Source organism: Tahibacter aquaticus, assembly GCF_004363655.1.
GTDB lineage: Bacteria > Pseudomonadota > Gammaproteobacteria > Xanthomonadales > Rhodanobacteraceae > Tahibacter > Tahibacter aquaticus.
Map to the genome: position 1 here is coordinate 44,364 of NZ_SNZH01000010.1, position 27,000 is coordinate 71,363.

26 protein-coding genes are annotated in these 27,000 nt (G+C 65.2%); 12 read left to right on the plus strand and 14 right to left on the minus strand.

Annotation, left to right across the window (positions count from 1 at the left end):
* Positions 1-20 precede the first annotated feature (20 nt).
* The 3 genes from DFR29_RS16145 (at position 21) to DFR29_RS16155 (ending at position 2,752) form a co-directional block, all read left to right on the plus strand.
* A complete protein-coding gene (locus tag DFR29_RS16145; RefSeq protein WP_133819649.1) occupies positions 21-1,442 on the plus strand; it encodes an MBL fold metallo-hydrolase in 1,422 nt (473 codons plus the stop codon).
* A gap of 46 nt (positions 1,443-1,488) precedes the next feature.
* Positions 1,489-2,067, plus strand: a complete 579-nt coding sequence (locus DFR29_RS16150) for a DUF1003 domain-containing protein (RefSeq protein ID WP_133819650.1) — start codon at positions 1,489-1,491, stop codon at positions 2,065-2,067.
* Between the two features lie 103 nt (positions 2,068-2,170).
* Positions 2,171-2,752: a GNAT family N-acetyltransferase gene (locus DFR29_RS16155; RefSeq protein ID WP_243746082.1), complete on the plus strand. Its 582-nt coding sequence runs from the start codon at positions 2,171-2,173 to the stop codon at positions 2,750-2,752.
* Between the two features lie 161 nt (positions 2,753-2,913).
* Here the strand turns inward: DFR29_RS16155 and DFR29_RS16160 are convergent, their stop codons facing one another.
* The 3 genes from DFR29_RS16160 to DFR29_RS16170 are packed head-to-tail and all read right to left on the minus strand — an operon-like array spanning position 2,914 to position 7,555.
* Positions 2,914-4,074: an acetate/propionate family kinase gene (locus DFR29_RS16160; RefSeq protein WP_133819651.1), complete on the minus strand. Its 1,161-nt coding sequence runs from the start codon at positions 4,072-4,074 to the stop codon at positions 2,914-2,916.
* Entirely contained in the window at positions 4,074-4,976 is a 903-nt protein-coding gene (locus DFR29_RS16165; RefSeq protein WP_243746083.1) for a bifunctional enoyl-CoA hydratase/phosphate acetyltransferase, read from the minus strand. Before DFR29_RS16165 ends, DFR29_RS16160 begins: the two co-directional genes overlap by 1 nt.
* Entirely contained in the window at positions 4,976-7,555 is a 2,580-nt protein-coding gene (locus tag DFR29_RS16170) for a cation-translocating P-type ATPase (protein WP_133819653.1), read from the minus strand. Before DFR29_RS16170 ends, DFR29_RS16165 begins: the two co-directional genes overlap by 1 nt.
* A gap of 136 nt (positions 7,556-7,691) precedes the next feature.
* Between DFR29_RS16170 and DFR29_RS16175 the strand changes: the two genes are divergently transcribed.
* The gene (locus tag DFR29_RS16175) at positions 7,692-8,033 is read left to right on the plus strand and encodes a hypothetical protein (RefSeq protein WP_133819654.1); all 342 of its coding nucleotides are present in this window, start codon (positions 7,692-7,694) and stop codon (positions 8,031-8,033) included.
* Here the strand turns inward: DFR29_RS16175 and DFR29_RS30530 are convergent.
* A complete protein-coding gene (locus DFR29_RS30530) occupies positions 7,981-8,376 on the minus strand; it encodes a universal stress protein (protein ID WP_425598844.1) in 396 nt (131 codons plus the stop codon). The two genes, DFR29_RS16175 and DFR29_RS30530, sit on opposite strands and share 53 nt — an antisense overlap.
* Positions 8,336-10,099 (minus strand): L,D-transpeptidase family protein, encoded by a 1,764-nt coding sequence (locus DFR29_RS16185; protein WP_166654138.1) that lies wholly within the window; start codon positions 10,097-10,099, stop codon positions 8,336-8,338. Before DFR29_RS16185 ends, DFR29_RS30530 begins: the two co-directional genes overlap by 41 nt.
* On the opposite strand from DFR29_RS16185, the gene DFR29_RS16190 reads away from it, so the two are divergent.
* A complete protein-coding gene (locus tag DFR29_RS16190; RefSeq protein WP_133819657.1) occupies positions 10,098-10,793 on the plus strand; it encodes a murein L,D-transpeptidase catalytic domain family protein in 696 nt (231 codons plus the stop codon). The genes DFR29_RS16185 and DFR29_RS16190 overlap by 2 nt on opposite strands.
* Positions 10,794-11,098: 305 nt before the next feature.
* On the opposite strand, the gene DFR29_RS16195 is transcribed toward DFR29_RS16190, so the two are convergent.
* Both DFR29_RS16195 and adhP read right to left on the minus strand, forming a co-directional pair.
* On the minus strand, positions 11,099-11,983 hold the full coding sequence (locus tag DFR29_RS16195) for a CHAD domain-containing protein (protein ID WP_133819658.1): 885 nt from the start codon (positions 11,981-11,983) through the stop codon (positions 11,099-11,101).
* A gap of 138 nt (positions 11,984-12,121) precedes the next feature.
* A complete protein-coding gene (gene adhP, locus DFR29_RS16200; RefSeq protein ID WP_133819659.1) occupies positions 12,122-13,150 on the minus strand; it encodes an alcohol dehydrogenase AdhP in 1,029 nt (342 codons plus the stop codon).
* Positions 13,151-13,357: 207 nt separating this feature from the next.
* On the opposite strand from adhP, the gene DFR29_RS16205 reads away from it, so the two are divergent.
* Positions 13,358-13,996 carry a DUF2238 domain-containing protein gene (locus tag DFR29_RS16205; protein ID WP_133819660.1) on the plus strand — a complete coding sequence of 213 codons (639 nt, stop codon included), beginning with the start codon at positions 13,358-13,360 and terminating at the stop codon, positions 13,994-13,996.
* An 838-nt stretch (positions 13,997-14,834) separates the two neighbouring features.
* Here DFR29_RS16205 and DFR29_RS29230 read toward each other — a convergent pair.
* Genes DFR29_RS29230 through DFR29_RS16215 form a run of 3 tightly spaced genes read right to left on the minus strand, consistent with a single transcriptional unit; the run spans position 14,835 to position 16,745 of the window.
* On the minus strand, positions 14,835-15,170 hold the full coding sequence (locus DFR29_RS29230) for a hypothetical protein (RefSeq protein WP_166654139.1): 336 nt from the start codon (positions 15,168-15,170) through the stop codon (positions 14,835-14,837).
* 26 nt (positions 15,171-15,196) lie between these two features.
* Entirely contained in the window at positions 15,197-16,015 is an 819-nt protein-coding gene (locus DFR29_RS16210; protein ID WP_133819661.1) for a universal stress protein, read from the minus strand.
* Between the two features lie 22 nt (positions 16,016-16,037).
* Positions 16,038-16,745: a universal stress protein gene (locus DFR29_RS16215; protein ID WP_133819662.1), complete on the minus strand. Its 708-nt coding sequence runs from the start codon at positions 16,743-16,745 to the stop codon at positions 16,038-16,040.
* Positions 16,746-16,961: 216 nt separating this feature from the next.
* On the opposite strand from DFR29_RS16215, the gene DFR29_RS16220 reads away from it, so the two are divergent.
* Together DFR29_RS16220 and DFR29_RS16225 are read left to right on the plus strand one after the other, a co-directional pair.
* On the plus strand, positions 16,962-17,693 hold the full coding sequence (locus DFR29_RS16220; protein WP_133819663.1) for a response regulator: 732 nt from the start codon (positions 16,962-16,964) through the stop codon (positions 17,691-17,693).
* A complete protein-coding gene (locus DFR29_RS16225) occupies positions 17,690-19,681 on the plus strand; it encodes a PAS domain S-box protein (protein ID WP_133819664.1) in 1,992 nt (663 codons plus the stop codon). Before DFR29_RS16220 ends, DFR29_RS16225 begins: the two co-directional genes overlap by 4 nt.
* Before the next feature lie 18 nt (positions 19,682-19,699).
* On the opposite strand, the gene DFR29_RS16230 is transcribed toward DFR29_RS16225, so the two are convergent.
* Positions 19,700-20,431, minus strand: coding sequence for a Crp/Fnr family transcriptional regulator (locus DFR29_RS16230; protein ID WP_133819665.1), 732 nt, complete (start codon positions 20,429-20,431; stop codon positions 19,700-19,702).
* A gap of 163 nt (positions 20,432-20,594) precedes the next feature.
* Between DFR29_RS16230 and DFR29_RS16235 the strand changes: the two genes are divergently transcribed.
* On the plus strand, positions 20,595-21,599 hold the full coding sequence (locus tag DFR29_RS16235) for a hypothetical protein (RefSeq protein ID WP_133819666.1): 1,005 nt from the start codon (positions 20,595-20,597) through the stop codon (positions 21,597-21,599).
* Positions 21,600-21,970: 371 nt separating this feature from the next.
* Here DFR29_RS16235 and DFR29_RS16240 read toward each other — a convergent pair whose 3' ends face one another.
* From DFR29_RS16240 to DFR29_RS16250, 3 genes are all read right to left on the minus strand, one after another.
* Entirely contained in the window at positions 21,971-22,393 is a 423-nt protein-coding gene (locus DFR29_RS16240) for a universal stress protein (protein ID WP_133819667.1), read from the minus strand.
* A 356-nt stretch (positions 22,394-22,749) separates the two neighbouring features.
* Positions 22,750-23,193, minus strand: a complete 444-nt coding sequence (locus tag DFR29_RS16245) for a hypothetical protein (protein ID WP_133819668.1) — start codon at positions 23,191-23,193, stop codon at positions 22,750-22,752.
* A gap of 81 nt (positions 23,194-23,274) precedes the next feature.
* Positions 23,275-23,418, minus strand: a complete 144-nt coding sequence (locus tag DFR29_RS16250) for an RHS repeat-associated core domain-containing protein (protein ID WP_133819669.1) — start codon at positions 23,416-23,418, stop codon at positions 23,275-23,277.
* A gap of 987 nt (positions 23,419-24,405) precedes the next feature.
* Between DFR29_RS16250 and DFR29_RS16255 the strand changes: the two genes are divergently transcribed.
* Genes DFR29_RS16255 through DFR29_RS16265 form a run of 3 tightly spaced genes read left to right on the plus strand, consistent with a single transcriptional unit; the run spans position 24,406 to position 26,976 of the window.
* Positions 24,406-24,939, plus strand: coding sequence for a MarR family winged helix-turn-helix transcriptional regulator (locus DFR29_RS16255; protein WP_133819670.1), 534 nt, complete (start codon positions 24,406-24,408; stop codon positions 24,937-24,939).
* Between the two features lie 47 nt (positions 24,940-24,986).
* A complete protein-coding gene (locus DFR29_RS16260; protein WP_133819671.1) occupies positions 24,987-25,541 on the plus strand; it encodes an arsinothricin resistance N-acetyltransferase ArsN1 family A in 555 nt (184 codons plus the stop codon).
* Positions 25,534-26,976, plus strand: coding sequence for an NAD(P)-binding domain-containing protein (locus DFR29_RS16265; RefSeq protein ID WP_133819672.1), 1,443 nt, complete (start codon positions 25,534-25,536; stop codon positions 26,974-26,976). The genes DFR29_RS16260 and DFR29_RS16265 overlap by 8 nt, the downstream gene beginning before the upstream one ends.
* Positions 26,977-27,000: the final 24 nt, after the last annotated feature.

The following is a 27,000-nucleotide window of genomic DNA, read 5'->3' on the forward strand; positions in this document are numbered from 1 at the left end:
AAGCCTGAGGAGAACCTGCCATGAGCCCGCGAAAATCCACGCGCACGCGCCGTGAGTTTCGCCTGACGTTTCTCGGCGCCACAGGAACCGTGACCGGATCCAGGTACCTGATCGAAGCCGACGGCCGACGCATCCTGGTCGACTGCGGCCTGTTCCAGGGCTACAAGCCGTTGCGATTGCGCAACTGGGCCGAGTTTCCTGTGGATCCGGCCAGCATCGACGCCGTCGTGCTTACCCACGCGCATCTGGATCATTCGGGCTACCTGCCGCGCTTGGCCGCACAGGGCTTCAAGGGAACGGTGTGGGCTACGCGCGCCACGCGTGCCCTGTGCGGAATCCTGCTGCCCGATTCGGGACGTCTGCTGGAGGAAGACGCGGACCACGCCAACCGCAACGGCTACAGCAAGCACCATCCCGCGGAACCGCTTTACGACGAAGCCCAGGCGCAGCAAGCGCTGCGGCTCATCCGTCCAGCCGACTGGGAGCACAGCTTTGAACCCGTGCCCGGCCTGCGTGCGCGGCTGCGCCCGCAGGGGCACATCCTTGGCGCCGCAGCGGTGACGCTGGAACAGGGCGCCACCCGCATCACGTTCAGCGGCGACATCGGCCGCAGCCACGACCCCGTGATGCTGCCGCCCTCGCCGCCCGCGGCGTCGGACTGGATCGTCGTCGAATCGACCTACGGCGACCGCCGTCACGGCAGTGATCCTCTCGAACAAGAGCTGTTGACCGTCTGCCGCCGCGTGCTGGCCCGCGGCGGCGCGATCATCCTGCCCGCCTTCGCGGTCGGGCGTGCACAGTTGCTGCTGTTGCTGATCGCGCGCCTGCAGCAGCGCGGCGAACTGCCGCGCGTGCCGCTGTATCTCAACAGCCCGATGGCGGCCGACGTCACCGCCCTTTACGAGCGTTTCGCCGGGGAACACTCGCTAGGCCCGGACGATTTCGCCCTGCTGCACGAGCGCGTCCAGGTCGTGGGCTCCGCCGAAGAGTCGCGCGCGCTGAACGCCCGCAGCGGGCCGCTGATCGTGGTATCGGCCAGCGGCATGCTGACCGGCGGGCGCGTGCTGCACCATGTGCGCGCGTTCGGCCCGGACCCGCGCAACGCTATCGTGCTGGCCGGTTTTCAGGCAGGAGGCACGCGCGGCGCGGCGCTGGCCGGCGGCGCACGCAGCCTGCGCATCCATGGTGAACAGGTCAGCATCCACGCCGAGGTCGTTTCGCTGCAGGCGGCATCCGCGCATGCCGACTCGGACGAACTGATGGCCTGGCTGCGCAGCGCACCGGAACGGCCGCGCGGCGTCTTCGTCACCCACGGCGAGCCGGACGCGGCCGATGCCCTGCGCCTTCGCATCACGCATGAACTGGACTGGCCGGCACACATTCCCGAGTACCGCGAAAGCGTCGATCTGCTGGGCCCAACCATTTCAGGCAGCCCTTCCTGACCGGCTGCAGCACGTTGCCTGTATCGCAAACTTCCGGGAGTTCCCGATGTCCTCCACACATCCACATTATCTGGATTCCGCTACACGCTGGTTCGGCCGACGCTTCGCCGATCTCGATCACAGCACACGGCGAGCACTGACCCATGCCGCCGACCGCCGCGCCATCGCCACGGCCCCGGCAACGCAGCAGGAGGCGGCCGCCAGCTTCGGTGAGCGCATGGCCGACCGCGTCGCACGCTTCGGTGGCTCGTGGGCGTTCATCGGGATGTTCGGACTCTTTCTGGTCTGCTGGAGCTTCCTCAACACGCAACTGCCCCGCGCACTGGCGTTCGATCCGTATCCCTACATTTTTCTCAACCTGATCTTGTCCATGCTGGCGGCGCTGCAAGCGCCCGTGATCATGATGAGCCAGAACCGGCAAGCGGCCAAAGACCGGCAGATGGCGGTCTACGACTACGAAGTCAACGTGAAGGCCGAGGTCGAGATCATGGCCCTGCACGACAAGCTGGACGCCCTGCGCAGCGACCATCTGGTGGTGCTGCTGCAACAGCAGCAAGCCCAGATCGATCTGCTCACCCGCCTGATCGCGGCGCAACCTCCGGTGACCGCGGCAGCGCAGCACTGAAACGACGCGCACGGCGCTGGCACAGGCGCCGACTTGATCCGCATCAAGTCGGCTCGCGCCGTAAAGCGCATCCTGACGCTCACCCCCGCCACCGGAGTTCCCCATGGATCCGTCCAGCAACAGCGCCGGCACAACACCTCCGCAGAACCTGTCAGCCCTACCCATGAGCGCCACCTCGCCGATGTGGGTACACGCCTTGGCCAACGGCGCGCAGGTCATCATCCGACCGCTCGGCAAGGGCGACGCCGCGCTGGAGCGCGCGTTCATCGAATCGCTGTCCGCGCAATCGCGTCGTTTCCGGTTCCTGGGCCAGATCAGCTGCCCCAGTGACGACCTGGTTCGACGCCTGACCGACATCGACTACGTGCATGACGTGGCATTTACCGCGATCACCGACGTCGATGGCACGGCACGGGAAATCGGTGTCGCGCGCTACAGCGTGTCCGCCGACGGACAGTCCTGCGAATGTGCGGTGGCGGTCAGCGACGATTTCCACGGCCAGGGTCTGGGTACGCTGCTGATGAACCACCTGATCGACATCGCGCGCGAACGCGGCATCAGCGAAATGGTTTCGCTGGATGCTGCCGAGAACTTTGCCATGCGGGACCTTGCACTGGCGCTGGGCTTCCGGCGCGAATCAGACCCCGAGGACAGTACGCAGGTCATACACCGGCTGGCGCTGTAGCGACGAGTGACCGCGGCGGCACCGGGTACGTGGCGCTACGCGCCACTGCGGCTCGTCTGCAAGCAAAGCTGCGACCTGTCGCCGCGGTCGACGACTTTCCGTTCCGGCCCGGTTTCAGTGCGTGTACGCCGGTTTCGTTGCCGTCCCGCCGCCACCCGTCGCTAAAGCAGCGGCCGGGCCGCCCGGGCGAGCATCAGTTCTTCATCGACGTGCACGACGTAAACGGCAACGCGCGCTCCGATCCGACCGATCGACTCGTCGCCACGCCCGTTGGCGGCCGCGTCGAGCTCGACACCCAGCCAGCCGCAGCGCTCCGCGATGCGCGCACGCAATGCGGGCGAGCCGGTGCCGGCGCCGCCGCTGAACACGATCGCATCCAGCCCTTGCAGACGCGCGGCCATCGCACCGATTTCGGCAACCGCGCGGTACACCAGCAGATCGAGTGCCTGCTGTGCGCGCGGATCGTCGCTGGCCTCCAGCACGCGGACATCCGCGCTGATACCGGAAACGCCGAGCAGGCCCGAGCGCCGGTACAGCAGATCTTCAACATCGGCGACAGTCATGCCGGACTTATCGAGCAGGTGCAGGATCACGCCCGGGTCGAGGCTGCCGCAGCGCGTCCCCATCGGCAGGCCGTCCAGGACGCTGAAGCCCATGCTGCTGGCGATGCTGCGCCGCTGCTGCAGCGCGCACAGGCTGGAGCCGGAACCCAGATGGACAATGACGACACGCCCGTCCGCGATCGGACCCGCCAGGCGCGGCAGCGCATCGGCGATGAACTCGCACGCGACGCCGTGGAAGCCATAGCGTCGGATGCCGGCTTCCGTATAGTGGCGTGGCAAGGCGTAGAGCCTGGCGACTTCCGGCTGGCCCGCATGAAAAGTGGTGTCGAAGCAGGCTACTTGCGGCAGGCCGGGCCAGCGCTGCGCCATGCGGCGCACCGCCTTCAGGGCAACAGACTGATGCAGCAGCGCCATCGGTGCCCAATGTTCCAGGCGCTCAATGAGCCCTGCATGCAACAGATACGGCCGCGGCTCCAGATCGCCGCCGTGCACGATACGGTGGCTGGCACAGCGAAGGGACAGTTGCGGCAGGCCGACGTGCAGACTGTCGATCAGCTGTTCGACAGCCTCGCCTGCATCCTGCCCCGCCGCGGCGAATCCGCCGAGGTGTCCAGCCAACGGGCCGCTCAGGGACGTACGCGCGTGGTCTTTTCCGAAATCCACATGTCCGCGCAGACGCAGCGCCAGATCTGCTGCGTCGAACAGGGCGAAGCGCAGGCTGGACGAACCCACGTTCAACGCAAGAATTTCGTCGCTCATCACCTGGCCCTGTGCTGCAACAGCCGCGGCGCCAGGGCGCAGGCGGCCAGTCGCGCCGCAACGTCATCGGCGCGGCTGCTCAGCATGATCGGTACGCGCGCGCCCAGCACCAGGCCGGCCGTGCGTGCCCCCGACAGATAGACGAGCTGCTTGACCAGCATGTTGCCCGACTCCAGGTCGGGCACCAGGAGTATGTCGGCGCAGCCCGCGACCGGCGAGGTAATACCTTTGGTGGCCGCCGCCTGCGGTGAAACCGCATTGTCCATCGCCAGCGGCCCTTCCATGAGCGCTCCGCTTATTTGTCCACGATCCCCCATCTTGCACAAAGCGGCGGCATCCAGGGAAGACGCGACGGCAGGATCGACTTCCTCCGACGCGGAAAGAATTGCGACCTTGGGCACCTCCACGCCTGCCGCCTGCGCGAGATCGATCGCGTTCTGCACGATGTCGCGCTTGTGCAGCAGCCCGGGGGAAATGTTCAAGGCGCCATCGGTGATGAACAGAATCCGCGGGTAGTGTTCCACCTCCACCGCGAACACATGGCTCATGCGCCGGCCGGTGCGCAGTCCGGATTCCCGCGCCACGACAGCCCGCATCAGTTCCTGCGTGTGCAAGGCTCCTTTCATCAGCGCCGCCACCCGCCCCTCACGGGCCAGCTCGACGGCGCGGTCCGCTGCGGCATGGCTGTGCGGCACGTCGATCAGCTCCGTTCCCGTCAAATCCAGTCCGGCCTGCTCCGCGGCAGCGACGATACGCGCCCGCGGGCCAACCAGTACGGCCTGCATCAGCCCGCGCGCCTGGGCCTGGAGCGCACCAGTGAGGGATGCCGGATCGCAGGGATGGACCACCGCCGTTCGCAGCGGCGGCCCGGAGCAAGCAAGCTCGACCAGGGCTTCAAGCACTATCCCACTCCTGTGTTCTCAACCACCTGTGCCGCCGCTCGCCGCTGCGCAGCGCCCGGCACCAGACCGCGCGACAGCGCCACCAACGCGACCGGCAGTGCCGTCGCCAGTCCGGCCCATGCCGCCGACGGTGCCGCAAACCGGAACAACGCGGCAAGGCCCGCAACGTACAGGCTCAGGCCGAGCATAACCAGCGCCGTGGCCGCGATAATCCAAAAAGCGGCGTTGTCCACCTGGAGTGCCCCACGCATGCCGGCCTCGTTGCGGTTGAACGCCAGCAGGGCGAGGTTGCCGACGACAATCGCGGTAAACGTAAGGGCCGCCACCATTTCGGCTTCGGCACCGCTGTACCACGCCGACAGGTAGACCAGGGCAGCCCCGAGCGTGGCCGCGGCACCCTCGACCAGGCTTGCGATCAGCAGGTTCCGGCTGATCAGGCGCGAGCCGGCCGGGCGCGGCGGCTGCGCGAGGGGGTCGGATTGCGCGGGCTGGCGTTCGAAAACGAGCGTGCAGGCGGGATCGATCACCAGTTCCAGGAACACGATGTGCACCGGCCAGAGCACCAGCGGCCCTCCCAGCAACAGCGGCACCACGGTCATCGCAACCACCGGCACGTGCACCGCAAGGATGTAGCGCAGCGCGCGTTGGATATTGGCGTAGATCAACCGGCCCAGACGGATGCCGTTCACCACCGAGACGAAATTGTCATCGAGCAGGACGATCTGCGCGGCCTCACGAGCGACATCAGTACCGCGCCGGCCCATGGCGATGCCCACGTGCGCCGCCTTCAGCGCCGGACCGTCGTTCACGCCATCGCCGGTCATCGCCACGATATGACCCTCACCACGCAAAGCGCGGACCAGCCGCAGCTTCTGCTCCGGTGCTATCCGTGCGAACACCTGACAGTTGCGCAAGCACCCGGCCAACTGCTCGTCGTCGAACGCCGCAAGCTCGGCCCCGGTCGTTACGTTCGTACCCGGCAGGCCGGCGGCGCGGGCGATGCTGGCGGCCGTCGCCGGATGGTCGCCGGTGATCATCACAATGCGCACCCCTGCCGCCACTGCGGCGGCGATGGCCCCCTTCACGCCCTCGCGCAAGGGATCGGCGAATCCCATCCAGCCGCTCAGCTCAAACCGCAACTCAGACGGCGACGCCGGCAGCACAGCGCCCGGCACGATCTCCGCGCGCGCGATGGCCAGTACCCGTAGTCCATGTTGCGCTGCCGCCGCCACATCGGCGAGCAGTGCTTCACGGCGCTCGCCCGACAACCGGCAAAGTTCAGCGAGTGCTTCCGGAGCACCCTTGCTCGCGACAAAGCGGCTCCCGTCCCGCCGCGCCCACGCCTGGCTCACGGCCAACAGTTCCGGGGCCAACGGGTAGTGGCGCAAGTGCTTGAACGCCGAAGGGGCGATGCTGCCACCAGCGTCCGCTATGGCGATCTCCATCGGGTCGGTCGGCACCGCTTCGCAGGCCCAGGCCGCGTCCTGCAACAAGCCGGCAAACACGGCCGGTGGCGTGTCGAGCGCGCCAGCCGCGCGCCACGTAGACGTAGCCGCGGCTGCGGCCGCAACGCGCATCCGGTTTTCCGTCAAGGTTCCGGTTTTATCCACACACAGAACACTGATCGCCCCGAGTGTCTCGATGGCCGGCGGCCGCCGTACCAAAACCTTGACTGCGGCCAGGCGCCAGGCGCCCAAAGCCAGGAACAGCGTGAGCACAACGGGAAACTCTTCCGGGATGCTGGCGATAGCCAGCGTGATGCCAGCAAGCAGCGCATCCAGCCAGCTGCCGCGCCCGGACCCGGCGTAAACGACCGTGACCAGCGCGCAGAAGGCCAGCCCCAGCGCTGCGAACAGTACGACCGCGTGATCGATTTCGCGCTGCATGGGCGAGCGTTCCCGCACGATGCCGCGCAGCGCAGCGCCGATCTTGCCAATGGAGGTGCAGCTACCGGTCGCGTCCACACGCGCCTGCGCGTTGCCACCGACCACGAGGGTGCCGGCGAATATCCTCGAAGGGCTCGCTGTCTCATTCGCCCCGCCGGCAGACGATCCGACCTCAGCACCTACCGCAACGCTTCCGCTGCCCGCGCTCTTTTCCGCCGGCACGGACTCGCCACTGAGAAGCGACTCGTCCACGCGAAGAGCAGCACTGTCGAGCAGCGTCGCGTCGGCTGGCACACGATCTCCCGGACCGAGCAAGACGACGTCTCCCGGAACCAGCTCCCGCGCGTCGCAGACGGTCGCGCGACCGTCCCGCAGTACACGGGCCTGCGGGCTCGAAAGCTCGCGCAAGGCGGCCAACGCTTTTTGCGTCTTGCCGGCTTGATAGACCGTATTGGCAACAACCAGCAACACCGAGCTGCCCAGGATGGCTGCTTCAGCGGCATCACCGAGCAGCCAGTAGAGGAAGGCAGCTACCGCAAGCAGCGCCAGCATGGGTTCGCGAAGCGCGTCGACCAGCAGCGCCCACGGCGATGGCGACCTTTCCTGCTGCAACACGTTGGGCCCGCTATCGCGCAGGCGGCGCAACGCCTCGGCTGTGCTGAGCCCGACCAGTGGCTGTTCCGTATCGCTCATACGGCCAAGCTAGCCGTTTGCGCTGATGCGTTGCTTGATATGGGTCAATACTCACGGCGGGCTTGACGAGGATCAAGTCACGTCCACGGCAGCCGACCTATCCTTGATCAACCTGATGCGCTGCGAGGAGCAACCGATGGCCAAGCTCACCGATGCCGGCCCGGCAACAAGGCCCGACGCCTACGTGCCGCGGTATGCAGAACTTCCATTCGTGGCGTTTGGCACATTCTGGCAAGACCGAATCACAAAGGCAGCACAATGGAACAGCGAACTGCTGCGTTTTGCGGCCGCGCGCTGGCACAAGGATCTGGACACACTGGTCCAACTCGCCAACTGCCGCAGCGTCGCTGAGGTCCTCTGCGTCCAATTCGAAGTCGCAGCGGAGACTGCATCGGACTATCTGAGCGAAGCGGAGCAGCTAGTCGCTAACGTGAATACGGCGCTGCAGTCCGGTACGAACGCGCCCACAGGCAGCTGAATCGCCCAGCCGATCCCGGCCACTCTCCGTCGAAGGTACGAAACTCGGGAATGACGTGGATGCCGGTGACGCGGGCACCAGTCGCCCTGGCGAACAGCATGCCGTGCTCAACGGCGGCTCGGGACAGATCCGTTCCGTCGGTCGGAATCAGGATGTGCTTGTGCATGGGCCACCCTGGAAACGGGTACCTCTTGAACACACGGGCGCATTCGTGCCGTTTTCGTGGTTCCAGGAAAGACTGCCGCGCCACATCTGACGATGCACTGGTCTCGATCGGGCGGCGGGTTGATCGCCAGACAACTTCAATGCATCGGCCCCGGGCATTTCCCATCACGTACCGCATTGGACGTGTCAGGCAACAGCGGCGACCGATGGAGCGCGGCCAGAACTTTTGCGTCCCTCTGATAAACGTCGAATTTGTAGGCCACTCGCCCGCCGTCGTGGACGTCGACGCTCCAGTACATCAGCAGCAGCGGCACAGGCCGGCGCAAGATCACCGAGCGGGTGACGCCGCTGTCCATCTCCGCCAGCATGGCTTGGTGATTCCACTGCCCGGCATCGTCGAGCAGCAACTCGACAAGCTCCAGCGGACGCTCGACCCGTATACAGCCGGAGCTGAACGCGCGTTGTTCGCGATCGAAAAGCTCGGTGTGCGGCGTGTCGTGCAGATAGACGCCGTAGCGGTTGGGAAAACGGATTGCTACTCGCCCCAGGGCGTTGCCAGGGCCAGCATCCTGGCGCAAGGTGATACCGGACGCGCGGTGCCAGTCTACGGCTGCCGCATCAAGCGGATTTCCCGCCGGGTCGAACGCGCGAAGCCGATTTGTCGCAAGGTAGCTGCTGTCACGTCGTATTTTTGGAAGCACGTCGTTGCGAAGGATGGTTGGCGGAACCGTCCAGGTCGGATTGAAGGTGACGTGCGTAATCATCGATCTGAAGCTGGGTGTACGACGGTAGGGGCGCCCGACTTGCACGCGTGACGCCCACTTTAAACCGCTATTTTTGTAATACGATACTTTATATCCAGCTATGTCGACGAGCACGAAATCATCGGTGATTTCTGGTATCCAGCGGACACGCTCCAGGTTCACCTGCAGCTGACCGATCCGTGCATCGATGGAAACATTGAGCGTGTTGCGGGTAGCCGCACCGACCTTGCCATCCACGCCGAGATACTGCTCGGTCTGGAACGCCCTCACAGCGACCTCCAGGGCCGGGTCGAAGTAGTCGACGTTGTCCGTGACGTCGGATCCGTATCCGCCAAGAGCCAGGCGATGCCGTAAGGCAGGGATGCGAGGATCCCGCATCCCTCGCGCGAGCGTAGGTCCCGCTGGCACCAGCGGCCATCCTCCATCCGCGGCGATGGCCCGCAACTCGTGCAGCGACTTGCGCAAGGCACCGTAGATGGCGTGCGGCGGTCTTGCGAGGGCGAATGCCGCGGCAACGTTACCGTCGTCGACGGCCGAGTTCGCAAGCCCCAGGTCTTCGGCCGGATCGGAACTGCGCGGTTCGAAGTTCCAGTCCGGATAGAGTTCCTGCGGCGCTACTTTTCCGTGGTACAGATGCCTCAGCGCAAGCAGGTAGGCACGTGTCGCCAACACATCCAGGCCTATGGGATCCGAGTGGCCTGCGATCAACCGTTGTTCGCGCATGCGGACAAGCCGATCGAGAAAGTAGTCCGATGGTGTCAGTCCGTCGTCTTCGAGCGCCCTTATCTGGTCGATCAGGTGATCCAGACTCTCCGTATCGCTCCACGCCATCCGACAGGAACGAGCCTCGTAGAATCGAGCGAGCAAGGCATCGACGACGGTCGGGCTCGATCCGGACGCTGTTCCTGGACAGGACGCAAAGCATTCGGCGATCGGATCAGCAACCGGCTGAGCATTGGCCACCGCGATCGGCAGCCACCACACCCACATCGGCAGAATGGCCTTCAATGCGCGACGGATGACTCTGCTCCAAGAAATCCGTGCAATGCAGATCCCTTGTGTCCGAACTGCCGGGCCATGCGTTGGCTGAGCGGTGCCGTCGTCTGTACCATCAGCGCTATTGGAGGCCGGACTCATGCTCAAACTTCGTCCGATTCTATTCATCGTCATCACGGCCGGCTCCATCTGGCACCCAGCGCTCGCTGATCGCGTCGATGCGCGCAGCCTGAGCCGCGCTGCGCCGAACGCGGACCCTCGTGTCGTGGCGCTTGCATTCGACGCGATGACCTGCGCCATCGCCCAGGGTTTTCCAACGTCGCGCCGTCTGGCTGTCATCGACTATTCGCGGCCTTCGACGCAACGACGTCTGTGGGTGTTCGATCTCAATGAATCGGCGCTGCTTCACGAGGAATGGGTCGCACATGGGCGCAATTCGGGGGAAAACTTCGCGCGGACCTTCTCCAATACGGCAGGCAGTCTCGCCACCAGCCTCGGGCTTTTTCAGACGAGGGATGCCTACGAAGGACAGAACGGTTATTCGTTGCGGTTGTCCGGGCTGGAGCCCGGAGTCAATGATCAGGCCATGTCTCGAGCAATCGTCATCCACGGAGCGGCCTATGTGAATCCGGATCGCCTCCCATCCACAGGCCGTCTGGGCCGCAGCTGGGGCTGCCCGGCAATCCGTACTGCGATCGCGCAGCCGCTCATCAATCATCTCAAAGACGGTCAATACGTTTTCGCGTACTACCCCGATTCGCAGTGGCTCGCGACTTCGCCGTACCTGCGTTGCGCCAGCGCGCATCAGCAGGTCTTTGCACGCGCGGCTCGCTGATCCGTATCGGTCACATGCCGGATCGCTCGGAAAATGCGCACGCCTGTTCGCCGTTTGCGCAAAGATCCAAACGTCGCTTCGCACGACGGCTGCTTCCGGTGCATTGATGCGCAGGTGAAAATCGATTCGCGGCGGAAGCTCCGAGGCACAATCCACGATGTATCTTTCCGCGTCCTGATGCAGCGTGCGCTCGCGGAAAGGCGCCGGATCGAGCGACTCGAACAGTTGCTCCAACGTTCGGATACGGATTTCGATGGTCGCCACCGCCGCGCGATTCATGGAATGGCCGCAAGGGGCGCTGCGGATCACATCGCCGCTGCAAGCCGGCGCGACAGGCGTCGACGTGCGATCCGGCGGAGCGGCCCGCGGTACTCGATGGCGAACGGCGATCGACCGGCACATCGCGCCAGCAGCAAGCTGTCGTCTTGCAGTTCGCCCAACATGACGGCCTGATCGTCGCGGTCTTCGATGCCTCGCACGATCTCGGGTGCGATCGCGCCCAGCAGGGTGACTTGCTGACGCAACCGCCGCAGGCGACGCCGGAAGGTGTGCCACACGGCGGCTTGATCGGGCTTTGACATCGCCCTTTGCCTTGCACCACGCAGGCGACGCTCGCTGCGCTTGAGTGCCGCGCGTGCGTCCCCTGGCTCCAACACAGTCCAGTCGAGCGCCGCAAGTCGCACATCGACCTTCTCGATGCGGCGACGGCGCGCTGCAAAGTCCCCGTCTCGCCGCAACGCCAGCGTCAGCACGTTGTCCCGGTGTTGCGTGGCTGCGACCCGTGAGTTCTGGCAAAGGTTGGCAGTGAACTCCTCGTCCCCCTGCAGGCGACTCAAGGCTTCCACAAGGGCCTGCGCGTCCCGAACCGACGACAATCCGCGACAGATACGGCGCAATTCATGATCCGATGCAGCGACCGCTTGTCGCCAAGGTTTCGCGCCCAAAGCCAACGCAGCGCGCGTCCGGCGCAAACACTTGCGGGCCTCATGTACGCCATCGTGACGATCGTTGCCAGGACGGGCCAGATGCATCCGCGCCATTGCCAGTTGGCCGTGCACGAAGCGCCGCAGTTCCGTCCCGAACTGGCATGCGGCAGAACGACCGTTCTGACTGGATTCCCTCGCACGATCGGTGGAGGTTGCAGGTGCCATGGTGGTATCTCCTGACGGCAGCATGATGAACTGACCCATGGGTTCATTCGATCCGGATCATCAGCCGTTCAAGCGAGCAGTCCGCGTGCCTGGCCCGCATCGGCAACCGCTCGCGACGGACCAGGTGCCGTTCCGCTTCCAACACCGACCTGCCCGGTATCAACACCCATCCGCGGCTCAGCCCAGGTCGAGCACCACGCGCCCGTCCACACGACCGTGCCGGAGGTCGGCGAACACGCGGTTGATGTCTTCCAGAGGAGCACGGTGGTAGTGCGCACGCACCTTGCCCTCCGCTGCCAGCGCAATCGCCTCCGCAAGGTCGTTGCGGGTGCCGACGATGGAGCCACGCAACGTGATTCGCTTGAGCACCACGTCGAACACCGGCGTGGCGAACTCGCCCGGCGGCAGGCCAACCAGGCTGACGGTGCCGCGCCGGCGCACCAGTTCCAGCGCCTGACGGAATGCGGGCAACGACACGGCCGTGACCAGCACGCCGTGCGCGCCGCCACCTGTTGCTTTGATCACCTGCGCCACGGCATCGACGGCGCTGGCGTCGACGGCGAGATCCGCACCGAGTGAGCGCGCCAGTGCGAGCTTTTCTTCACGCACATCCAACGCGGCCACCAACAAGCCCATGGCTTTCGCGTACTGCACGGCGATGTGACCCAGCCCTCCGATCCCGGAGATGACGATCCATTGGCCCGGCCTGACTTCGGTTTCTCGAATGCCCTTGTACGTCGTCACGCCCGCACAAAGGATGGGCGCGAGCGCATGAAAATCCGGCTGGTCCGGCAGACGCGCGACATAGTCCGCAGCACCTACCGCGTACTCCGCAAACGTGCCGTTCACGCTATAGCCGCTGTTGTGCTGCGATTCGCACAGCGTTTCCCACCCACCGATGCAGTGTTCGCAGCGGCCGCAGGCATCGTGCAGCCAGGCGACGCCGACGGCATCGCCCTCGTGCAGATTCTTCACGCCCGCCCCGAGTGCGGCCACGACACCGGTGCCTTCGTGACCGGGAATGAACGGCAGCGACGGCTTGACCGGCCAGTCACCGTCGGCAGCATGCAGGTCAGTGTGGCAGACACCACTGGCCCGCAGTCGAATCAGCACCTCGCCGGGCCCGGGTGTCGGTACGATCACGGTTTCGATCTGCAACGGCTGGCGGAATTGGCGCACGACAGCAGCTTTCATCGTTGTGGACATGGCTTCATCCCGCAGTGTCTTTGAAGGACCGAAACTAGCCGGAAGCTCGGACGCCGCGCTTGATCGAAATCAATGCCATCACTGGCCCGCGATTGATCCAGGTCAACGATGCCGCGGCTGGCGGCCACACCATTGCACGCGGTAGTTGGTTGCCGCTAACGAACGAGGCAACGATGCGCCCATCGCGTGCCCTCGAAAAGGACCCCTATGAATGCGCCCCCCTGGAATGCCTCGTCGCGCTATCCGTTGTTGCTCCTGACGTTGTTTGCGATTGTGTGGGTCGCACTTGCCATAGCGCCGAACTACCGTCAGGACTGGCTGCTGGAAAATGTGCTCGTACTGATTGCCGTGCCGCTGCTCGTGGCAGGCCATGGCCGGCTGCCTTTTTCCAACACTGCCTATACGTGCTTGTTTGTATTCCTGGTGCTGCACGAAGTGGGTGCGCACTACACGTATTCAGAAGTCCCACTGCCGTCCTGGATGGCTGGCGCCGTCTCAGACGGAACCGCGGCGGTGTCGCGCAATCATTTCGACCGGATCGTGCATTTCCTGTACGGGGTGCTGATCACCCCCATGGCGGTGCAGTTGCTCGATGCCCGCGCGCCGCAGCGCGGAATGTGGCGCTGGCTGCTGCCATGGCTCTTCGTCGTCTCTCATGCGACGCTGTTCGAGATCGTTGAAGCAGCGGCCGCTGGTGTTTTTGGTGGCGACCTGGGCCAGGCCTACGTCGGCATGCAAGGCGATGTGTGGGACTCGCAGAAGGACTCCGCCCTTGCCGCAGTCGGCGCAGCGCTGGCCGTCGCCTTCGCGCGATGGCGCACACGTCGGAAGGCGCGTGCGCCGTAAGGTTTCGCTGGGTATTCGGGTTTGCCGGATGATTGCCAGTGTCCTGTCTCGCCGCGTTGATTAAATTCCGGTGTCTTTCCCCCGGAGACCAGGCGCGATGAGGAGGCGTGGCAGCGCTACGACGACGAATCACAACGACGTAGCGCAGCGAAAAGCACCGGAATTCGTTAATGGGTTTTGCGAGACAGGACACTAGGGGTACGCAAGAGTGCGGTGACATCGACCGCGCCCCGTGCTGCCCGGATAGGCCAGGACGTTGTTCCCGGTTCCCGCATCCGCCACAGCAAGGAGCGGGAGAACGTCACCAGCCCCCCAATTTGTCTGCATGAAATTCGGCCAGGTTCGCGGTGCGGACGCCGGCGGCAGCCGCGCCGGAAACCGTGCCGCGACCGCTTTTTCGCGCTGTCGGTCCCTGGCTCTAGTCAGGATGTTGGCCACCCGTTGATCGGCCGCTCTATCGGGTGGGTCGATGCCATTCGCCCTGCGCATGCCGCGGATGATCTCCACAGAGTCGGCGTCAAGGTGAATGGAAACAGCCACGTCTGCAGCGCTACAGCTTGTTTCAGGAAGCGGAAGGCAGATCGCCAAGGCGATGAAGACGGCACCGCGGAAAGGCTTTCGTCCGCCCGAAAAGACATACCTGCGACCACGATCAGCTTGCGACATAACCACCTCGGCGCGTGACTTTCAATAATTTGACCATTTATTTACTTGGTCAAATATCTACTTATGCATGCTAGTGCCAAAATGCGCCTTCGGCTTGACCCACGTCAAGCGACATCAAGACATGGCTATTTTCCATTAAAATAATCTGTTTACTATTTCAAATAGTTAACACTCACAGAGTGGCACCCTGCTGCGCCGACCCGGGCCGACGGGAGATACGGTCGCCTTCGTCCCGCCATCCGCTGGAGCCGATGGATAAAATCGGGTTCTCGCCGTATTTTTCGCGGGCGTTTGCGAACCTTCGCAAGGAACGTTTCGGCTGGTTTTTCGCAGCCGCCCGCTGTGCCAGGGAGGCACACGGAACACCGGCGTGAATTTCAGCACCGGCACCGTAGCCGGCACCCGGAGCACTTGCGGCATTCCACACAGACGTTTCAACACCGGTGCGGGCCGCGTTCTTCACGCGGAAACATCCGATGTTCGGACGCCGGTTCGTATAGCGCGGCATCCATGCCGCCGGCGATTTACCGGGAATCAGTGCTGCATGAACAGCGGCAGAGGAACGTGTTGCAGCAGATGGCGCGTGGCGCCGCCCAGTATCCACTCGCTGATGCGGCTGTGGCCGTAAGCGCCCATGACCAGCAGGTCAGCGCCGACGTCGGCGGCCGCGCTCGCCAAGGATTCTCCGGCCGCACCGACGTCGATGCGGCGCCGGCCGGAGCTGACAGGCACGCCCTTCGATTCGAGGTAGGCGGCAATGCCACCCGGCGGGTCGCCGCAATCACGCGCTCGCGAAAGACCGACGTCACCGAGCACTACCACTTCTTCCGCACGCTGGAGCAGACCGAGCGCGGAACGCACAGCGCGTATGCATTCGGCCGAGGCGTTCCAAGCCAGGGCGATGCGGCGCGGCGGAACGAACACCGCGTCGCTGCGCACCACCAGGCACGGACGCCGGCCGGTCAGCACGAGCTGGCCCAACGCTGTGGCATCGGCGCACTCGTTGCCCTCGTCGGCTTCCAGCACGACCACGTCGTGCCAATCGGCGGCGGCGGCGACGGTTCTGGCAAACGGCGCTTCGACCGCCTGCCAGCGATACCCGTCCAGTCCGCGCCGCTGCGCCCATTCGGCGAAGGCCGCACCGCCTTCGCCGGCAGCGCGGCGCTGTTCCCGAATGTACTCGATGGCGTCGGACAGAACGGCAGGGGAATCAAACACCGGGCCGCCGAGAAAGGCCTGAATCACGTACAGCGCAGTGAGCGGGGCGTCGAACTCGGCACTGAGCCAAGCGGCGTATTCGAAACTGGCCGGTCGCGCGTAGGCGCGCGTAATGGGTAGCAGCAGGTCGCGCATTGTCGTCTCCGTGGAAGCAGGTTCAGTGGGCCAGCAACAGCGGCACCTCGGCGCTCCGCAGCAGCCGGGCCAGGGTCGTCGCTCCGTCCCACTCGCTGAAGCGGACGTGCGGGAAAGCGCCGAGTACGAGCAGGTCGAGGTCATACCGACGGGACAGCTCCGTCAGGCGCGTGCAGGCATCCGCCGGCTCGGCTGCGCTGTCGATTCGCAGGGTTCCGACTCCGTGCCGGCCAAGATACGCGCACGCCGCGTCAGCATCGGCAGCATGACCAGCTGCCTGGAACACCACGACCCGTGTGGCGTCTTGCAATAAGGGCAGTGCCGCGTGCAACGCGCGCCGGCATTGCAGCGAGCCGTTCCAGCCCAGGCCGATGTGCCGGGGCGGCCGTGGCTCCGCTCCGTGGTGTGCAGGCAGCACCAGACAAGGTCGGGCACTGTCGTTGACTACGCCGCGCCAGACGGTGAGATCGTCCAGACCATCGATAAGTACGGCATCGGCCCAGGCCGAATGCTGTACAAGTGCTTCTGCCAGCACCGGATGCCCTCGCGCCACCTGTGTCAGCAGCACCCCGTCTTCCACAGCCGAACCACAGGCCGGTGTACCGACCGGGCAGTCGTCGCACAACCGTACGATAAGTCCGGCGCCCGGCGTGAGCAGGCAGCGGGCGTAGGCCATAACGATCGGCCAGCGTGCCGGGTCGCGGCAATAGACGAGAAGATCCTGATACATGACAGCGAATCAGCCGGTTGGTGAAGGGTCGCCAGCGGCCTGCGCCGCACTCATGAAGCACAGGCTAGGCCCAACACAACGCGGGAACGACCACAGAGCAGCAACCGTCGGTAACAGTCGGTAACGGCGGGGAAAGGAACGGACGTGCCGTTCGCGGCAGGTGCATGCCCGACTGTGCGCGCCTATGATCAACGGAGCCATCCACTGGCGATCTCGATGGAAGCGAAGATTCCACATATCCTTTGCGTGGACGATGAGGAAGAAATCCGAGTCCTGCTCAGCCGCTACCTCGGCCAGCACGGGATGCGCATCAGCCTTGCCGCCAGCGGCAGCGAGATGCGCCGTTTCGTTGCCGAGGGCGGCGTGGACCTGGTGCTGCTCGACCTGGGCCTGCCAGGGGACGACGGCCTGAGCCTGATGCGCCATCTCCGCGAGCAGTGGAATGGCGCCGTGATCATCGTCAGCGGCCGCAGCGATGCGGTTGACCGCATTGTCGGCCTCGAACTGGGCGCCGACGACTACGTGACCAAACCCTTCGACCTGCGCGAACTGCTGGCGCGCGTGCGCAGCGTGCTGCGACGACTGGAAGCGGGTCGCGCTGCGGCGCCGGCCATCGATCAGCCTCGCCGAGTTGCCGTATTCGCTGGCTTGCGCTTCGATCTGGCAGCTCGCACTCTGCATGATCGCGCCGGCACGTGCATCGACCTGACCAGCGGCGAGTTCGAACTGCTGCGCGCCTTCGTGCAGCAGCCCAATCAAGTGCTCTCCCGCGACACACTGATGAACTGCATCCATGGCCGCGAAGCCGGCCCCTACGATCGGGCCATCGACATGCAGATTGGCCGGCTACGGCGCAAGATCGAGGCCGATCCGGAGCGCCCCGCGCTGATCAAATCCGTGCGTGGCGCCGGCTATATGTTTGTCCCTGCGGTGGAGCATCAGCCATGAGCGTCTCCGGTGAAGTCCCCTCTCCGCTGTACCGGGCGCTGTTCGAGACGGCGCCCGACGCCATGATCGTGGTCGCCCGTGACGGGCGGATCGTGCTGGCCAATCCACAGGCGGCGCGGCTGTTCGGATACGCGCTGGAAGAGCTTGCGGGCCAGCCAGTAGAGCTACTTATGCCCGAGCAGGTACGCGGCCGCCACCATGCCCATCGCACCGGATACATGGAGCGCCCGCGCGAGCGTCCCATGGGCGCGGGCCAGGAACTGGTCGGCCGCCGCCGCGATGGCGGTCAGTTTCCGGTGGAGATCGCCCTCAGCCCGATCAACAGTGGCACCGAAACCTTGTTCGCCGCCTCGATACGCGACATCTCCGAGACGCTCCGCCAGCGTCAGGCCCTGGCGCGCGCGCGCTTCGACACGTATGCAGCACAGATCGGCCAGCTCGCCCTCCAGACCGGTGATTTCGAAAAGCTCGGCGAAAAGATCTCCGTGCTGATGCGCGATGCGCTGCAGGCGCGCGCCGTCGGCATCGTGCTGTTCCAGTCACCCCACGCCCGCATGCTCGGCAACGCCGTGGACGGCACTGACGAAGACATCGTGGAAAAAGTCTGCGCCGCCTTGGACCTCGGCCCGGGCAACTGCCCGGCCGAACCGGACGTCTGGTTGCGGGATGCGGCGCACGCGGCTGTCTGGTCCCGGGCCGGAATCGGCGGTGGACGCATTCTTCCGATTCTGGACCACGACCGCACGCTGGGCGCCCTGATCGTGCTGAGCAGCGCCCCGTGGCGCGCCGATCGCGATACCGATCATTTCCTCAGCATGGTGACCAACGTGTTGGCGACGGCAGCCCTGCGTCATCACGCGCAGGAGCAGCTCGCCCATTCCCAGCGGCTGGAAGCGGTCGGCCACTTGACCGGCGGCATTGCTCACGACTTCAACAACCTGCTTACCATCGTATCCGGCAATCTGCAGTTGCTCGAAGATCTGGCGGAACGCGATCCGGTCGCCAACGACGCCGTCACGCGCGCACTGCGCGCCGTCGGGCGTGGCGCAGAACTCACGCGCAAGCTGCTCGCCTTCGCCCGACGCCAGCGCCTCAGCCCGGACGCAGTCGCTCCGGCGGACCTGCTGCTGGAACTGGGCCGCATGCTGGAGCGCACGCTGGGTGAAACCATCCAGGTGCAGATCGACTGCCCTGCGGAGCTGCCGGCCGTGTTCGCGGATCCGGTGCAGCTGGAAGGCGCCCTGCTGAATCTGGCCCTGAACGCGCGCGACGCCATGCCGCGCGGTGGCCGCCTGTCGATCAGCGCCCGACAGCACCGCATCGAGGAGACCGGCGAAGGCGCCGAGCTGCCTGTGGGCCGTTACGTCCGCTTCACCATCGCCGACACCGGTGTCGGCATGCCCCCGGACGTACTGGCACGTGCCTTCGAACCGTTTTTCACCACCAAGGAATCGGGCAAAGGCAGTGGCCTGGGCCTGAGCATGGTCTACGGATTCGTCAAGCAGTCCGGCGGACAGCTGTTGGCGCAAAGCCAGCTCGGCTACGGCACGCAGATGAACCTCATATTGCCGCTTGCGCCGTCCGGGGCTGTCCGGCCAGAAACCGTGCAGACCATGCCTGGCCCGCGCGGCAACCAAACCGTGCTGGTCGTCGAGGATGAACCTGAGGTGCGCGGCATCGCGGTTGCGTTCCTGCGTGCGCTCGGCTACGCCGTGCATGAAGCCGGCGACGCCGAACAAGCCCTGCAACACCTGCGCGACGATTCCTCCATCGCCTTGCTCTTCAGCGACGTCGTGCTGGGCGGCAGCACCAACGGCATAGAACTCGCCCATGCGGCTCGTGCACTGCGTCCCACGCTGCCGGTACTGCTGACCTCCGGGTACGAGCTGGGCAGCACGGACACACCGCACGAATTCCCGCTGCTGCGCAAGCCTTATCGCCGGGAAGAGCTGGCGAGCGCCTCACACGCCGCCTTGCGTCGAAGCTAGTGTCCTGGCCCGCCGGATTCAGGCGGCACACCGCGCCAGCTCGGCACCACCGGCGCAGCGGCCCAGGCGCTCGGCGCAGGCGATACGGATCTCCCGCCGCTCGACCGCGATGATGCCCGCGGCCGCCAGGTGGGAGAGGGCACGCGTGACCGTTTCGTGCTTGAGGGCAAGAAAGCTCGCGATGTCGATGCGGCTCATGCGCAGCACGAAATGGCTGGCGGAAAAACCCAGCGCGCGATGACGTGCGGCGAGATCCTGCAGAAAGGCGGCTACGCGCTGATCCGCATTCAGCGTTCCCAGCGTCAGCATCCAGTACTGGTCGCGGCGCAGTTCCTGCGCCAGCGCCTGCGTCAGTGCGCCCTGCAGGGTCGGCATCGCTGCGCAGGCGTCGAGCACCGCTGGATAGGGCAGTTCGATGATCTCGCAGTCGTCCAGGGCAACCACGTCGACCGTGTAGTGCCCGCTGCCGATGGACTCCACCCCGACCAGTTCGCCGCGCATGGGAAATCCGGTCACCTGTTCGCGCCCGTCCGCCGTGGCAACGCTGCGACGAAGGAATCCCGCGTGGACGAAGAACAGAGCCCGGAACGGCTGACCGGCACGGTAGACGTGCTGGCCACCTCGCACCCGGCGACGCAGGACAGTCATTTGCGCGGACAAGGCAGCGATGTCGAGCGAGTCCGGAACGAGCCGCAGCATCGACGCGGGAAACGGAACGAATGCGGGGGTCGTGGCGGTCATGGCGGTCATGGCGGTTCCTGGTCGACGACGTTGGCGTTTGCTACGGGAGCAAGCCTAACGACCGGCGATCACACGACGACCACGCGCCAGCAACGGTGAGTAACAGCGCGTAACGACGCCGGAATTGACATGGCTCAACACCGGTAATTCGGATCAATCCCACAGTGCGCCCATGGACTACGGCTTCCGCTACCGCTCCGGCGTGCACGCCACGCCAACTTCCTTCGTCGACCCCGTTGCCGTCGAAGCCTGGGACGCTTGGTTTCGCTGGCGAGAAGGCAACGACCTGCGCGACTTGACCATTGATGCGACGTGGTCAAGGGTCACCGGCGCACTGTCCTCGCTGTCCCCGGGCCACCCGGTGCAGCACGAGCAGCAGATCGGCGATGCGATCAGCAGCTGGCGGCTGCTGCCGGACGAACGCATCCTCGCCGGCGCCGGCACGCGGGGCTTTGCCTGGCCCAGCCGAGGGCTCAACGCGACCATCAACATCGCGCGTTTCGTCTCCCTGCCTTTTACCCAGCGTGCAAGCTTCCAAGTCGACGCGCTTGCAGCGACGGTACTGCTGGCGCTACGGCTGATGGACGACGTCCGTCAAGCCACCGGATGCGACGACGCCCAGTTGCGGCTGGGCATCGTTGGTTTGGCCGATGCGGTGGCCTTGCTGGGCGCCGACTACACGGGCCCGAGCGGGGTGGCGGCCGCAGAAGAGGCCGCACGCCTGTTCGCCGCCGCCAGCCTCGTCGCCAGCAATCAACTGGCCTGCGAGAGGGGCTCGCTGGTCGTCAGCGACGAGCACGCGTTGCGACGCTTCAGCGGGCAACTGTCCGTAACAGAAAGACGCACCATTCTTCGCCACGGCCTCCGATTCGGCCCACTTACGACCGCAGACAGCCAACCCCACCTCGCCCTGCTTGCCAACAACGTCGCCGATGCCTTGCAGCCCCTGCGCGGCGAACGGCAAACCTACGAGGTCAGGGGGCCGCGTGGCGGACGCCAAGTGGTCGGGTCGGGCTTCGCGCTGACGCTGTGGCGCCAACTCGGCGCCCGCTCCGGCGAGGAAGCCTACCCTCACCCAACTGCAGCAACCACAACGGCTGAGCATCAGGGTCGCATCGAGGCGACTGTAAAGCCCTGGCTCGACTACCCTGCGCACACGACAGCGGTCCAGCGCTGAAACGCAGCTTGAGACGTGGGCGCAACGTCAGCACTGTTGCGAGCTGCGCGCAAGCTACCCAGGTGGCTCCGCGGAGCTAGTGTCCTGTCTGGTCGATACGTCAGAGAAATTCCCGATGGATATCGCCGGGAGACCAGGCGGGATGAAGAGGCGTAGCAGCGCTACGGCGACGAATCGCAACGACGAAGCGCGGCGAAAGACACCGGAACTGGTTAATGGTATTGGCGAGACAGCACCCTGGCTTGCGCCGGGATCCGCTGTTCCTTGGAAGAGCTGCCACGGCAGCGCAGCCTAAGGCTCCCGTAGACCACAGCCCCCGCCGGCACGGCGCAGGGCGGTCGACGATCTGGCCGGCTCTTCCCGATTGAGGCCTAGCGCACCACCAGCACAGGAACGGGGCTACGAGCCAATACTTTTGTGACCACCGAGCCCAGCAGCAGGTTGCGCCACGCACCGCGACCGTGCGACCCCATCACCACCAAATCGGCCTGGGTGGCCGCCTGCTCCTGTAGAACGACATCGGCCGGGTCGCCAACGGCCGTGCGGCTCTCCACCGCGATCCCGGCCGCTGCGAACGCTGTTGCGGCGTCCCGAAGTGCGTCGGCGGCATTGTCGGCGTGGTAGCGCTCGACCTCAGCCCTCCCCAGCGCGTTGGCCACGTGCGGCGTGAGCGGAGGATCGCCATGACACAGCACCACATTCAGCTGGGAATCGAGCACCGGCCAATGCGCGATGACGTAGTCGACGGCCCGGCGGCTGTGCTCGCTGCCGTCGGTAGCGATAAGCAATTTCATGGATCAACTCCCTGGTCGGATGAACGAGGCAAACTTCAGCTTGCGCTATCAGCGATGCTGCGCAGCTGGGTGCAAGCCGCCGAATTCGGCGGCCGCGCGCGCCATCAGCTTCGCCGGGGTACCACCTTCTGGTGTTGATCCACATCAAGCGGGGGGCTGTCTGATCCTGACCCCAAGGAGCCAACATGAGCGCGCGCCAGTTCGTACGGCTTCGGGGAGAACCGAATTCTGAACACCGGCATCGACCAGAAAGCGCCGCCGTACAAGCGGGCCGCCCTTCGTCCGGCCGCCGCGACCGGCAACACCGCGCGGGTCATCGGCAACCCTGCCTGCTGGGCCAACCGACTACCTCCGGGTCACCGCCTTGAATCGGCGGGGGATCCAACACGCTTGTTCCAGGGCATCTTGGCGATCGCGCGAGCAAGCCCGCAGAAACCGGTTAAACCCGCGACTGCAGCCACCCAAACTTGTGGCCACTTTTTTACTGTGTCGTATGTGTAGCCGAGCGGCAAATGACGCACGATGCCGCCAACGTACGAGTTCACCGCTTCAAGCTGGGCCATCCAATCCAGCGGGACTGCCGGGCCGCCGGCGCTCGCATCAGGAACGTGGCTGGCGACCCTGCCGGCTCCGCAAAGGCAGCACGTGGACTCTTTCCATTTTCGGGAGGCGAGCTTGTCTGCATCGCTCAGCTTGCGGCAGGCCATGGACCCGCCCTGCTTCTGGATCTGCGCGTTCCACCGTCTGGTGAAGTGCTGCAACTCCAGCGATTCCGCCGAACCAATGTGAAAATTGTCCACAATGATTAAAATTTTCCCCGGCAGTTTGAACGCCGTGGACGCCAGGCCCGGCGGGTCTATACCACCGGTCGGGATGTCGACCTAAAAGTACAGGCTGGTCCCACCCGGCAACCCTACCGGATGGCTGGCGAAACGACCGACGCCTGGGTCGTAGTGCCGGAACCGGTTGTAATGAAGCCCGGTTTCGGCGTCGAAGTATTGCCCCTGGATTCGATGCCTTCGCAATCGCTATGTTCACTGATCATTGGCGGCATTCCCAGCGACGTTACTTGCGTCAAGAGTTTGGACCGCAAACAGCCGCGCCTCACCCGCCAGCGAACACTTGGCTTCGCGACACTTTTTGCTCGCCACGGATGCTGCCGACAGTCAGACGTGCGCCCTCAAGCCTGCAATGCTCCCACGATCGCATTGGGTCCCGGTTGCTTGCGGCGCCTGAAAGGCCAGCGTAAATTGCCGGTCTGTCCAACGGGTAAAAATGCGACGAGCATCCAGTGCAGATTCCCGCTCAAGTGATCGCGGTCTCCCTCCTCCTTGGCCTGGTTGTTTGGTTGGTAATGCTGAGCTATAGCACACGACGCACGTTCGGATCGCTGTTGCTCATGTTCGCGCTGGCACAGTGGATCGTTTGCTCCGTAGGTATCTTCGTTTTGGGCGTTATCTGGCATCCCAACCATCACTTCAATGCGCGATCCTTGCTGTTTGCGTTCGGAACGTGTTCGATCCTGCTGTGGGCTTTCCTCGCTTGGCCAGAATTACGCAGCCTTCTTCGACGCTCCAAATAAACCTTCTTCTGTTGTTCGCATAGATTGGCGGGAACGTGCTGCTCGCCAGATCCGCACAGGGCGTCATCGGCTCAATGCTAGTGTGCTGTCTCGCCAATACCATTAAATAATTCCGGGTGGATTTCCTTAACGTATTTACGAGACAGGACACTAGCTGGTTGACCTTGGGAAGGCCGAAGAAGTCGGGATGCACGTAGCAGCTTCAGGATCTGCACCAAGCAGCTCGCCGCCTTCGGTCGAACTCAGACCGGTGAAAAGCAACCTACCTGGCGCGGCATCAAAATTAAGTTGGCCGCGCCTGAGGCAATCGAGGCTATCGACGGGCTGGATTGTCCACGGCTGAACCGAAGATTCTCTTGCTCCGACACAATCTACGGGACACAGGTCGACGCCCTCTTGCATCGGCCGCCAATTTACGTATAGTTGCTACATGCAACCAAATCGCAACGACCGCGAGCACTCGCCTTCTCAAGCCCTGCTGACTGATGCTGAAGCGTTGAACGCAGCGCTCGCGGACTTGGTTCGCGTCTACCAGTTCCGCGACCGCGACCGCATCTGCTGCTACGACATCTCCGTGACCCAGTGCTACGCGCTGGAGGCTCTGGCGGACCATGGTCCGATGCGCAGTCAGACCCTGGCAGGCTTGCTCTTGCTCGACAAGAGCACCACTACTCGGGTGATCGATGCGCTGGAGCGCAAGGGCTACGTCGAGCGTCGCACCGACGAGGATGATGCCCGGGCGGTGTCCTTGCGGATCACCAGCAACGGCCGATCGCTCTACGACACCATCAACCGCGGCCTAATCGCGCAACAGGCCGAACTGCTGGCCGACCTGGATCCTCAGGTACGAGCCAGCGTTACCGATGTCATCCGCCGCCTGGCCAAGGCCGCCGAAGCCCGCTTTGTGTCCGGGGTCAGCGTTGGCACGTGCGCGCCTTCGTGCGACACCACCGGCTGCAGCTGACTGCAGCTGATCTTTTATTTGCCCGTATAGTTGGTACTGACAACACTATGAACGTACGCGTTTCCACCCAGCCGGCGGTTGCCGCCGACGCACCGGCGATCACCGCCATCTACAACCAGGGCATCGCCGCGCGCAGCGCCACGTTCGAGACCGAGCTCCGCACCGCCGAGGACCTGCTGCTCCGCGTGGCCGACAGCCGCTATCCGCTGCGAGTCGCGACAGACGCGGACGGCAGCATCATCGGGTGGGCCGGCTTGAGCAGCTACCGGCCCCGCGCCTGCTACGCCGGCATCGCCGAGTTCTCGGTCTACATCGACGCGGCGGCTCGCGGCCGAGGCGTGGGCCGCGTCCTTCTCAACGACCTGATCGACGCGGCCCGCGCGGCCGGATTCTGGAAAGTCCTGTCGCGTGTCTTTCCGTTCAACACCGCCAGCCTGGCGCTGTGCCGCGCCTGCGGGTTCCGCGAAGTTGGGCGGTACGAAAAACACGGCCAGCTCGACGGCCAATGGCTCGACGTCGTGATCGTCGAGCGGCTGATCCCCGAAAACCTTGCCGGCGCCGCCGGCAGCCTGCCCACAGAACGTGAGGTTCACCATGTCTAGTTCGTTGCCCGTTGTCGTCGTCGGTGCCGGCCCTGTGGGCCTGGCCGCCGCCGCCCACCTCCGCGCACGCGGTTTCACGCCCCTTGTGCTCGAAGCCGGTGCGCGCGTCGGTGCCGGCATCCGTGCGTGGTCGCACGTGCGCATGTTCTCGCCCTGGGAATACAACATCGACGCCCGCTGCGCAGAGCTCCTGGCGGCGCACGGCTGGCAGCCGCCGGACCCGGCGCAGTTCCCCACCGGGCGCGACGTCGTGGAGCGGTATCTGGAGCCGCTGGCGGCCACGCCGGAGTTGGCTGCGCAGATCCAGTTCAACGCACGGGTCGTCGGCGTCACCAAGCACCAGCGCGACCGCATGAAGAACGCCCAGCGCGGCACCACGCCCTTTGTGGTTCGCTACCTGCAGGACGGTGAGGAGCGCGAACTGCTGGCGCAGGCCGTCGTCGACGCCTCCGGCACCATCGATACTCCCAACCCGATCGGCGCGGCGGGCCTTCCGGCGCTGGGCGAGCGCGCCGCGGCTGCGCACATCGTCTACGGCATGCCCGACGTCTTGGGTACAGCACGCAGCCGCTACGCCGGCCAGCGCGTGCTCGTGGTGGGCAGCGGCCATTCCGCGTTCAACCTACTGACCGACCTGGCCCGCCTGGCTCAAACCGCACCCGGCATGCAGATCCACTGGGCCGTGCGGCGCCCCTCGTTGCAGCGGGTGCTGGGCGGCGGCGAAAACGACCAGTTGCAGGAACGCGGCCGACTGGGCCTGCGCATCGCGCGCCTCGTCGAAGAAGGGGCCATCGTGGTTCACACCAACGCCCACATCGAGCGCATCGAACGCACGGACACCGGGTGGGTCGCGTGGAGTGGCACCGTCGCGCTGCCACCGGTCGATGAGCTGATCGGCGCCACGGGTTTTCGGCCGGACTTGAGCATCCTCGGTGAGGTACGGCTCGACGTCGATGCCGGCACGCAGGCGCCGGCCGCGCTGGCCCCGCTGATCGATCCGAACCTGCACAGCTGCGGCAGCGTGCGCCCGCACGGCGCGGTCGAACTCCAGCACCCCGACGCCAACTTCTACATCGTCGGCATGAAGAGCTACGGGCGGGCGCCGACCTTCCTGCTGCTGACGGGCTACGAACAGGTGCGGTCGGTCGCCGCTGCCATCGCCGGCGATTGGGAAGCGGCGCGGCGCGTGGAACTGGTGCTGCCGGAGACCGGCGTGTGCAACACCCAGTTTGCGGACGACGAAGCTGCTGCCGCAGCAGCGGCGTGCTGCGGCGGCCCTGCGCCGGCCGATGCCGCCGCGTGCTGCGTAGCCGACGCCGACGCCAAGGCCAGCGGAGAAGCCGGCTGCGGCTGCGGTCCTGCGGCCGTGGCGGTGCCTGTGGTTGCGGTTGCCGCTCCCGTCAAGTCATCCTGCTGCGGCCCGGCCCGCGCATGAGCCACCCGCGTTGGACCGTAGCCT